The following is a 9397-nucleotide window of genomic DNA, read 5'->3' as shown; positions in this document are numbered from 1 at the left end:
CGGCCTGCGGCCGATACGGCGGGGTAGACATAGAATCTCCTACAGACATCGGTTGCAAGCCCCAGGCGGGGAAGGCGGCGCCTCAGTTCTCCTTCACCACCGCGAAGTTCGGCAAGGTATCCACCGGTTGGGAGAAGTCGTAGGGAATCGACTCCAGCGCCAGGCCGACGTTGCGCTGCACCACGAAGTGCAGGTGCGGGCCGCTGCTGTTACCGGTGTTGCCCGAGCGCGCCAGGGAGGTGCCGGTGGCGACACGCTGTCCTTCATGGACCAGCACCGAGCCGCGCATCAGGTGCAGGTACACCCCCATAGTGCCGTCGTCATGCAGGATGCGCACGAAGTTGCCGGACGGATTCTTGCCGCGCCCGCTCTGGTCGTTCTCGATCTTCACCACGGTGCCGCCACGGGCGGCGATGATCGGCGTGCCCTCGGGCATGGCGATGTCCATCGCATAACGGCCCTTGGGCGTGAAATGGCTGTAGCGGCCATTGGCGCCCTGGGTCAGGCGGAACGGACCGCCCATCCAGGGCAGCGCGTACCGGTAAGACAGCGGCTGCTGACGCGGATCGCCCAGCGCGTAACGCAGTTTGGGCTGGTACACCAAGGGTTTGCCGGGATTACGTGGGGTCAGTGTCGCCAGGCGGATGGCACTGCGCGGCGGCAGTACCCAGCGGATCGGGCGCTCCGGCGCGCCGATGGCGTTCTGCACACCGGTCACGCTCAGCTCCACCTCGACTGGCGCATACAGGTCATTACGCACCTGCAGCGTCTCGCCGCCGGCGTGCTTCCTGGTCTCCAGCTTCACCTGCTGTTCCAGGTGCTCGACCATGCGATCGCGGAAGACGAACACCGCCGCCCCCGCCACGGCCTTGTCCGTGTAGGTGACGACGCCATTGGCGTCGGTGTACTTGTAGATGGTCACGGCCGAAGCCGTCCCCGATGCGGCCAGCAGACCGCACAGGAAGATACTGCGCCCTAGCATGTCGACTCTGGTTATAGGTATGGCGACAACGGCAAGACTAGCAGCGCGGCCCCTGCGGAGCGACCCGCTGGCGGCCGGTGTGTGAAGCAGTACCTTCCATCGGTCGGCTACCCACTCAGGCACCGGGCACGTAGTGCTTCTGGGTGCTGCCACGGGCGATCAGGCGTGACAGGTAATCGAGCTTCTGCGGGTCGCGGTCGACGAAGCGGAAGGTGAGTTGCAGCCACTCGCTGTCGGGCCTGGGCTCCAGCGCCGCCACGGCGTGCAGATAGCCATTGAGGCGGGCCACGTCGCGGTCCTCCTCCAGGTCCAGCACGGCGCTTTCCAGCACCTGCGGCAGCGGCGTACCGCGCTTCACCACCAGCAGCGCTTCCTTGAGGCTGAGTGCCTTGATCACGCAGGGCAGGCTCGCCGAGGGCAGGCGCAACTGACCCTGCTGGCCCTTGGTGCCGCTGCGGGCGACAGGAGCGGCGGCAGCCGGTGCCAGGGCCACCGAACGCGGCGCAGCGGGAGCGGCCGCCGGGCGCACCACCTCGGCCTTGCCGCCGGTAAGGGCGCTGAGCGAGTCATTGGGCATGGCGCCCAGGCTGCGCTGCGGCGCCTGGGCGGCCAGCGCTTCGAGCTTGCCGGCGCGGGACAGTGCCTTCTTCACCTTGCTCACCAACTGGTCGTTGGAGAACGGCTTGCCGATGAAGTCGGAGACTCCGGCCTGGATGGCCTGCACCACGTTGTCCTTGTCGCCACGGCTGGTAACCATGATGAAGGGCGTGGTCTTCAGATTGTCCTGCTCACGGCACCAGGAGAGCAGTTCGATACCCGACAGCTCGGGCATCTCCCAATCGCAGAGAATCAGGTCCACGCTCTGGCGCGCGAGGAACTGCTGCGCTTTGCGGCCGTTCACCGCCTCCTCGATCTGCAGGCCGGGGAAATGGTCCCGCAGCCCCTTCTTCACCAGATCCCGGATGAATGGGGCATCATCCACGACCAGCACACTGACCTTGGCCATCGGCAACTCCTTCGAACGATAGGGCGAAGAATAGCCTCGCCAGGTGGCGACATGCCATCGGCTGGAAACCGCCGGGCCATAAAATGACGAACCCGGCGCTGGGCCGGGTTCGTCGATGTGGCGGGCGGAAGCCTTACTGGGGCTTGTCGCCGTTGCCGGTGCCCTGCACTTCTTCCTTCATGCGGGTCAGGCCGATGTGGCGGACATCGGTACCGCGCACCAGGTAGATCACCAGTTCGGCGATGTTGCGCGCGTGGTCGCCGATGCGCTCCAGCGAACGCAGGGCCCAGATGACATTGAGCACGCGGGAAATGGCCCGCGGGTCTTCCATCATGTAGGTGACCAGCTCGCGCAGGGCGGTCTTGTACTCGCGATCGACGGTCTTGTCGTACTGGGCCACAGACAGCGCCAGGTCCGCATCGAAGCGGGCGAAGGCATCCAGTGCCTCCTGCACCATCTTGCGCACCTGACCGCCAATGTGGCGTACCTCGACGTAGCCGCGCGGCGACTCGCCTTCCTCGCACAGCTGGATGGCGCGGCGGGCGATCTTCGAGGCTTCGTCGCCGATGCGCTCGAGGTCGATCACCGATTTGGAGATGCTGATGATCAGGCGCAGGTCGGAGGCGGCCGGCTGGCGGCGGGCGAGGATGCGCAGGCATTCCTCGTCGATGTTGCGCTCCATCTGGTTGATCTGGTCGTCGATCTCGCGCACCTGCTGGGCCAGGCCCGAGTCGGCGTCGATCAGCGCGTTGACCGCGTCGTTGACCTGCTTCTCCACCAGGCCGCCCATGGCCAGCAGATGGCTGCGCACATCTTCCAGCTCGGCGTTGAACTGCTGCGAGATGTGATGGGTGAGGCTTTCTTTGTTGATCATGTTCGCTCCGCGAAAGCCGCTGGCTCCGGGCCGCCGGCCTGTGATGTTCTCCGGGAAGTTCTACCGCGCACGCAATACCGCGAAACTAGCCGTAGCGACCGGTGATGTAGTCTTCCGTCTGCTTCTTGGCCGGGTTGGTGAACAGGGTATCGGTATCGCCGAACTCGATCAGCTTGCCCATGTACATGAACGCCGTGTAGTCGGAGACGCGCGCGGCCTGCTGCATGTTGTGGGTGACGATGACGATGGTGAACTTGGACTTCAACTCGTAGATCAGCTCTTCGATCTTCAGGGTGGAGATCGGGTCCAGTGCCGAGCACGGCTCGTCGAGCAGCAGGACTTCCGGTTCCACGGCGATGGTGCGGGCGATGACCAGACGCTGCTGCTGACCGCCGGAGAGGCCGAGGGCGGATTCGTGCAGGCGGTCCTTCACCTCGTCCCACAGCGCGGCGCCCTTGAGGGCCCACTCGACGGCTTCGTCGAGCACGCGCTTCTTGTTGATGCCCTGGATGCGCAGGCCGTACACCACGTTCTCGTAGATGCTCTTGGGGAACGGGTTGGGCTTCTGGAACACCATGCCGACGCGGCGGCGCAGTTCGGCGACGTCGACGTTCTTGGCGAAGATGTTGTGGCCGTCGAGGAGGATCTCGCCCTTCACGTTGCAACCGTCGACCAGGTCGTTCATACGGTTGAAGCAGCGTAGCAGGGTGGACTTGCCGCAGCCGGACGGGCCGATGAAGGCGGTCACGCGCTGCTTGGGGATGTTCATGCTGACGTCGAACAGTGCCTGCTTCTCGCCGTAGAACAGGCTCAGGCCGGGCACTTCGAGGGCGACGGTCTCGCTCTCCAGGTTCATGCCCTGACGGTCGCCACGGCCGAGCGCGCCGATGTCGATGCCGTGGGTAGCGGTTTCATGTTGCATGTTCAGTCTCCTTGGGAGGCTTGGCGGCGGGCTCGGCCCGCCGCCGGCAGAATCAGTTTTCCAGCGCCTTGTACTTTTCGCGCAGGCGGTTACGAATCGCGATGGCCGAGAAGTTCAGCAGGGCGATCACCATCACCAGCAGCAGCGCGGTGGCGTACACCAGCGGGCGCGCGGCCTCGACGTTCGGGCTCTGGAAGCCGACGTCATAGATGTGGAAGCCCAGGTGCATGATCTTCTGGTCCAGGTGCACGTATGGGTAGTTGCCGTCCACCGGCAGCGCCGGAGCCAGCTTCACCACGCCCACCAGCATCAGCGGCGCCACTTCACCGGCGGCGCGGGCCACGGCGAGGATCAGGCCGGTCATCATCGCCGGGCTGGCCATCGGCAGGACCACTTTCCACAGGGTCTCGGCCTTGGTCGCGCCCAGGGCGAGGGAGCCTTCGCGGGTAGCCCTCGGGATGCGCGCCAGACCTTCCTCGGTGGCGACGATCACCACCGGCACCGCAAGGATGGCCAGGGTCAGCGAGGCCCAGAACAGCCCGGGCGTGCCGAAGGTCGGTGCCGGCAGGGCTTCGGGGAAGAACATCCGGTCGAGCGAACCGCCCAGCACGTAGACGAAGAAGCCCAGGCCGAACACGCCGTAGACGATCGCCGGAACGCCCGCGAGGTTGTTCACCGCGATGCGGATGATGCGGGTCAGCAGGCCCTGGCGAGCGTACTCGCGCAGGTAGACGGCGGCGATCACACCGAACGGGGTGACGATCACGGCCATCACCAGAGTCATCATCACGGTACCGAAGATGGCCGGGAAGATACCGCCCTCGGTGTTCGCCTCGCGCGGGTCGTCGCTCAAGAACTCCCACAGCTTCTTGAAGTAGAAGCCCAGCTTGGCGCCCACGCCCATCTGGTTCGGCTGGTAGGCGTGCACCAGCTTGCCGACGCTGATCTCGGTCTGCTGGCCGGTGGCATCGCGCATGACGATGCTGTCGCGGTTGAACTCATGGTGCAGGCTGTTGAGCTGGTCCTCCAGCACCTTGTACTGGGCGTTCAGCTCGGCGCGACCGGCGGCGATGTCGGCCTCGGCGGCGGCATCCAGCTTGCCATTGAGCTGCAGGCCGCGCTCTTTCAGGCGCAGGCGCTCGAGGCCGTGGTTGATGCCACCGATGTCCTTCTTCTCCAACCGGTAGAGCTTGGCGTAGAGCTCATCGACGCGCGTCAGGCGGGTCTGCAGTTCGGCCAGGGCGCCCGGACCTTCGGCGACCACCTTGCCGTTTTCCTTCACGCTCAGCAGGTAGCCATAGAAGTTGCCCCACTCGCGACGCTCCAGGGTCACCAGCTCGGCCGGATGACGCTTGTCGGCCAGCCACTCGCCGATCACCCAGGAGAAATCGCTGCCGTAGAGGTCGCGGTTGCCCAGCTTGAGCAGCTCGCGGGTCATGAACTCGGGGCCGTTGTCCGGCACCGGCAAACCAGCACCGCGCAGGCGCTCGCGGGGCACCTGTTCGACCTGCACCTCTTCACCGATCAGGGTCTTGGGCGCTTCACCGGGAACGGTATAGCTCGCCTCGATCACGTCCGCCGGCCAGAAGTGGCCGAGACCGCGCACGGCGATCACGGCGAGCAGGCCGATGGTCATGATCACGGCAATGGACACCGCACCGGCGTTCATCCACACCCAGGGAGAACCGCTGGCAAACCACGCTTTGACGGATTCCTGTTTCTGTTTCACGGAACTAGCCTCGTCGGGCGTCGCTTAGAGCGACGCGTATTTCTTGCGCAGGCGCTGACGGATCAGCTCTGCCAGGGTGTTCATCACGAAGGTGAAGGACAGCAGTACCAGTGCCGAGAGGAACAGCACGCGGTAGTGAGTCCCGCCCACCTCCGACTCGGGCATTTCCACCGCGACGTTCGCCGCGAGGGTGCGCATGCCCTGGAAGATGTTCACGTCCATGACCGGGGTGTTGCCGGTGGCCATCAGCACGATCATGGTCTCGCCCACGGCGCGGCCCATGCCGATCATCAGCGCGGAGAAGATGCCCGGGCTGGCGGTCAGGATCACCACGCGGGTCAGCGTCTGCCAGGGCGTGGCGCCCAGGGCCAGGGAGCCGTAGGTCAGGCTGCGCGGCACGCTGAAGATGGCGTCCTCGGCAATGGAGAAGATGTTCGGGATCACCGCGAAGCCCATCGCCAGGCCGACCACCAGGGCGTTGCGCTGGTCGTAGGTGATGCCCAGGTCATGGCTGATCCACAGGCGCATGTCGCCGCCGAAGAACAGGGTCTCCAGGTGCGGGCTCATCCACAGGGCGAAGGCGCCGGTGGCGAGGACCACGGGGATCAGGATCGCAGCTTCCCAGCCGGCCGGCAGGCTCAGGCGGATGCGCTCGGGCAGGCGGCTCCAGATCAGGCCGGCAGCCAGGATGCCCAGCGGCGTGAGCAGCAGCAGGCTGAAGATGCCCGGCAGGTGGCCTTCGACGTACGGCGCGAGGAACAGGCCGGCGAAGAAGCCGAGGATCACGGTCGGCAGCGCCTCCATCAACTCGATCACCGGCTTGACCTTGCGGCGCATGCCCGGGGCCATGAAGTAGGCGGTGTAGACGGCGGCGGCAATCGCCAGCGGAGCGGCGAGGATCATCGCGTAGAAGGCCGCCTTCAGGGTACCGAAGGTCAGCGGCGACAGGCTCAGCTTGGGCTCGAAGTCGGTGGTCGCGGCAGTGGACTGCCAGACGTAACCCGGCTTGTCGTAGCTCTCGTACCAGACTTTGCCCCACAACGCGCTCCAGGATACTTCCGGGTGCGGGTTGTTGACGCTGAAGCGGCGCAGCTCGCCACCCTGTTCGACGATCAGGCGGTTGGCGCGCGGCGAGAGAGCCATCAGGCCGGTCGACGGAGCAACATTCTCCACCAGCAGGGTGCGGTGCGCAGTGCTGTGGAAGATACCGAGGTTGCCCTGCCTGTCGAGCGCCAGGAAGCCTTTGCGGCGCTGTTCGGGAGCGATGCCGGTCACCGGCTGGTCACCCAGCTTGAAGTCACGCACATGGGACAGGCGCGGCTCGCCATCCTCGCCACGGGCCATGAACCACTGACCGATTCCACCCTTGGAGTCGCCGATCATCAGCGAGATGCCGCCCAGCAACTGGCTGCTGGCGGTCACTTCGGCGGAGGCGTCGTCGAGCAGCTTGTAGCGGCCGTTGAGCTGGTGAGTGCTCAGGTCGAACACGTCGGCCTGGGCGCGGCCGTTGATCACATAGAGCCACTGCTTGCGCGGATCCATGTAGATCGCCTTCACCGGCTCGGCGATCTGCGGCAGGTTGATGCGCTCCTCTTCCAGCGAGGTTTCGCCAGTCAGCATGTTTTCCTGACTGGTCAGGCTGAGCAGGAGCATCTGGCTACCGGTCGAGGCGGCCAGCAGCAAGCCTTCATCACCCGAGACGATCGCTACGTGCTCCAGCGGGCGCCCCTGGGAATCCAGGTTGATGGCCGCCTCGCCATAGGGGTAGCTGATCTGCGGGGTGATGGTTTTCTTGTTGTCCGGATAGGTGACCTTGTAGGTGTGCTTGAACACCAGCACCTGGCCGTTGGACAGGCCCAGCGCCACGGTCGGATGACCCGGCTGGTCTTCGGCGATGGAGGTCACGCTGCTGCCGGCAGGCAGCTTGAGCGCGACACGGTCCATTTCGTCGCCTTTCTTCGCGTCGAAGAACACCACCTCGCCGTTGGCGGCGATGCGCATGCCCACCATGTTCTGCTCTTCGATGCTCAGCAGTAGCGGCGCCTGCGCCGTCTTCAGCCAGGCCGGAGCCAGGGGGTCGCGCGCCTCCAGCGTGGCGCCGCGGAACAGCGGCAGCACAACGTAGGCGAGGTAGAAGAAAATCAGGGTAATGGCGGCCAGGACGGCGAGGCCGCCAACCAGCACGTACCAGCGGGTGAGTCGATCCTTGAGCGCACGCATGCGACGCTTGCGCTGTAGCGCAGGCGTATTGAAATCGATCCGCTCGGGGAGAGAAGAAGTCATCGGGGAGTTGGCCAGGTCGTTCATGCAGTGACACCCTAGCGGCTCTGTGTGACAGAAAGATGACATGGAGGTGACGCGACAAAGCCCACCAGCAGAGCCATGCTGGCGGGCCCGGTCGGGTTGGCGTCAGCCCATGCCGGGCGGCGCTGGCCGCCCGGTTGGCGGGCTGATTACAGACCCAGCTCCTTGCTCGCTTTTTCCGCGACTTTCGCCGGCAGCGGGATGTAGCCGTCTTTCACGACAACCTGCTGGCCGGACTTGGAGAGCACCATCTTCAGGAACTGGGCTTCCAGCGGGTTCAGCGGCTTGTTCGGCGCCTTGTTGACGTAGACGTAGAGGAAGCGCGACAGCGGGTAGGTGCCGTTCAGGGCGTTCGCCTCATTGTCCTCGACGAACTCGCCGCCTGCCTTCTTGGCCAGGGCAACGGTCTTCACGCTGGCGGTCTTGTAACCGATACCGGAGTAGCCCACGCCGTTCAGCGACTGGCTGACCGACTGAACCACGGAAGCCGAACCCGGCTGCTCGTTCACGTTCGGCTTGTAGTCGCCTTTGCACAGGGCTTCTTCCTTGAAGTAGCCGTAGGTGCCGGAGACGGAGTTACGGCCGAACAGTTGCACCGGCTTGTTGGCCCAGTCGCCGGTCAGGCCCAAATCGCCCCAGGTCTTCACTTCCGACTTGCCGCCGCACAGGCGGGTGGAGGAGAAGATGGCGTCGACCTGCTGCATGGTCAGGCCTTTGATGGGGTTGTCCTTGTGCACGAAGATGGCCAGGGCGTCCACGGCAACCGGAACAGCGGTCGGCTTGTAGCCGTACTTCTGCTCGAAGGCCTGCAACTCGACATCCTTCATCTTGCGGCTCATCGGGCCCAGGTTGGCAGTACCCTCGGTCAGAGCCGGCGGTGCGGTGGAAGAGCCGGCGGCCTGGATCTGCACGTTCACGTTCGGGTACAGGCGCTTGTACTCTTCGGCCCACATGGTCATCAGGTTGGCCAGAGTGTCGGAGCCGACGCTCGACAGGTTGCCCGACACACCGCTGGCTTTTTGGTATTCCGGCAGAGCCGGATCAATTGCGGCAACCGCGCTAGCAGTGCCTACGCCCGCGGCGACAAAAGTCAGGGCCGCCATCAAACGCTTGAGTTTCATGCCTTGCTCCTTGAGGAGAATGGGGTTGGATGGAACGGGGGCCAGTATCGTCAGGCCGCATGAAGACTCTATGACGCGAATGTGACAGTTGGATGAAATGCCATCAGCCAATTGCGCGAACGGCAGGGCAGGGCAAAAACAGTCGTGGGGAAATGGCGAAAGGTGTGCTCCAGAGGCGCGGAAGGGCCCTGTATGCCCTTGTAGGAGCGAGCTTGCTCGCGAACCTTAGCAGGCAGCCACACCGTCATAATCTGACGCCACAGCACGCACCGCCGCATGCGCTCCGATCTGGGGAACTGACCCCGTCCGCGATAGCCACCGTCTCAGCGCACACCGCCAGCGCAGGTTGGGTAGAGGACTCCAGAACCCAGCCTGACTTTCCCGCGCGCAAAAAGCAAAACCCCCGACCAGCAATGCTGATCAGGGGCTTTGGGATAGGAGCTTGACGATGACCTACTC

At 64.8% G+C, this 9397-nt stretch carries 7 protein-coding genes; all 7 read right to left on the bottom strand.

The window, feature by feature from the left end; genetic code table 11:
* Nucleotides 1-82: 82 nt before the first annotated feature.
* Nucleotides 83-982, bottom strand: coding sequence for a peptidoglycan DD-metalloendopeptidase family protein (locus ACYCAX_RS26435; RefSeq protein ID WP_015479580.1), 900 nt, complete (start codon nucleotides 980-982; stop codon nucleotides 83-85).
* 115 nt (nucleotides 983-1097) lie between these two features.
* On the bottom strand, nucleotides 1098-1988 hold the full coding sequence (locus tag ACYCAX_RS26430; RefSeq protein ID WP_294978682.1) for a response regulator: 891 nt from the start codon (nucleotides 1986-1988) through the stop codon (nucleotides 1098-1100).
* 133 nt (nucleotides 1989-2121) lie between these two features.
* On the bottom strand, nucleotides 2122-2862 hold the full coding sequence (gene phoU, locus ACYCAX_RS26425) for a phosphate signaling complex protein PhoU (protein WP_015479582.1): 741 nt from the start codon (nucleotides 2860-2862) through the stop codon (nucleotides 2122-2124).
* Nucleotides 2863-2947: 85 nt separating this feature from the next.
* Nucleotides 2948-3784 (bottom strand): phosphate ABC transporter ATP-binding protein PstB, encoded by an 837-nt coding sequence (gene pstB, locus ACYCAX_RS26420; protein WP_015479583.1) that lies wholly within the window; start codon nucleotides 3782-3784, stop codon nucleotides 2948-2950.
* A gap of 52 nt (nucleotides 3785-3836) precedes the next feature.
* Nucleotides 3837-5513, bottom strand: a complete 1677-nt coding sequence (gene pstA, locus ACYCAX_RS26415) for a phosphate ABC transporter permease PstA (protein WP_015479584.1) — start codon at nucleotides 5511-5513, stop codon at nucleotides 3837-3839.
* Between the two features lie 24 nt (nucleotides 5514-5537).
* On the bottom strand, nucleotides 5538-7571 hold the full coding sequence (locus ACYCAX_RS26410) for an ABC transporter permease subunit (protein WP_086009634.1): 2034 nt from the start codon (nucleotides 7569-7571) through the stop codon (nucleotides 5538-5540).
* Nucleotides 7572-7966: 395 nt separating this feature from the next.
* A complete protein-coding gene (gene pstS, locus ACYCAX_RS26405) occupies nucleotides 7967-8938 on the bottom strand; it encodes a phosphate ABC transporter substrate-binding protein PstS (RefSeq protein ID WP_015479586.1) in 972 nt (323 codons plus the stop codon).
* Between the last annotated feature and the right edge of the window lie 459 nt (nucleotides 8939-9397).

It is taken from the genome of Pseudomonas sp. MT3 (genome assembly GCF_054720805.1).
Note: the sequence above shows the minus strand (reverse complement) of the source record. Positions and strands in the feature narration are given on the sequence as shown.

What these genes read in the sequence shown, in the direction of transcription:
- ACYCAX_RS26430 (WP_294978682.1), bottom strand. Translation starts at nt 1,988, where the DNA reads ATGGCCAAGGTCAGTGTGCTGGTCGTGGATGATGCCCCATTCATCCGG.
- phoU (WP_015479582.1), bottom strand. Translation starts at nt 2,862, where the DNA reads ATGATCAACAAAGAAAGCCTCACCCATCACATCTCGCAGCAGTTCAAC.
- ACYCAX_RS26435 (WP_015479580.1), bottom strand. Translation starts at nt 982, where the DNA reads ATGCTAGGGCGCAGTATCTTCCTGTGCGGTCTGCTGGCCGCATCGGGG.
- pstS (WP_015479586.1), bottom strand. Translation starts at nt 8,938, where the DNA reads ATGAAACTCAAGCGTTTGATGGCGGCCCTGACTTTTGTCGCCGCGGGC.
- pstB (WP_015479583.1), bottom strand. Translation starts at nt 3,784, where the DNA reads ATGCAACATGAAACCGCTACCCACGGCATCGACATCGGCGCGCTCGGC.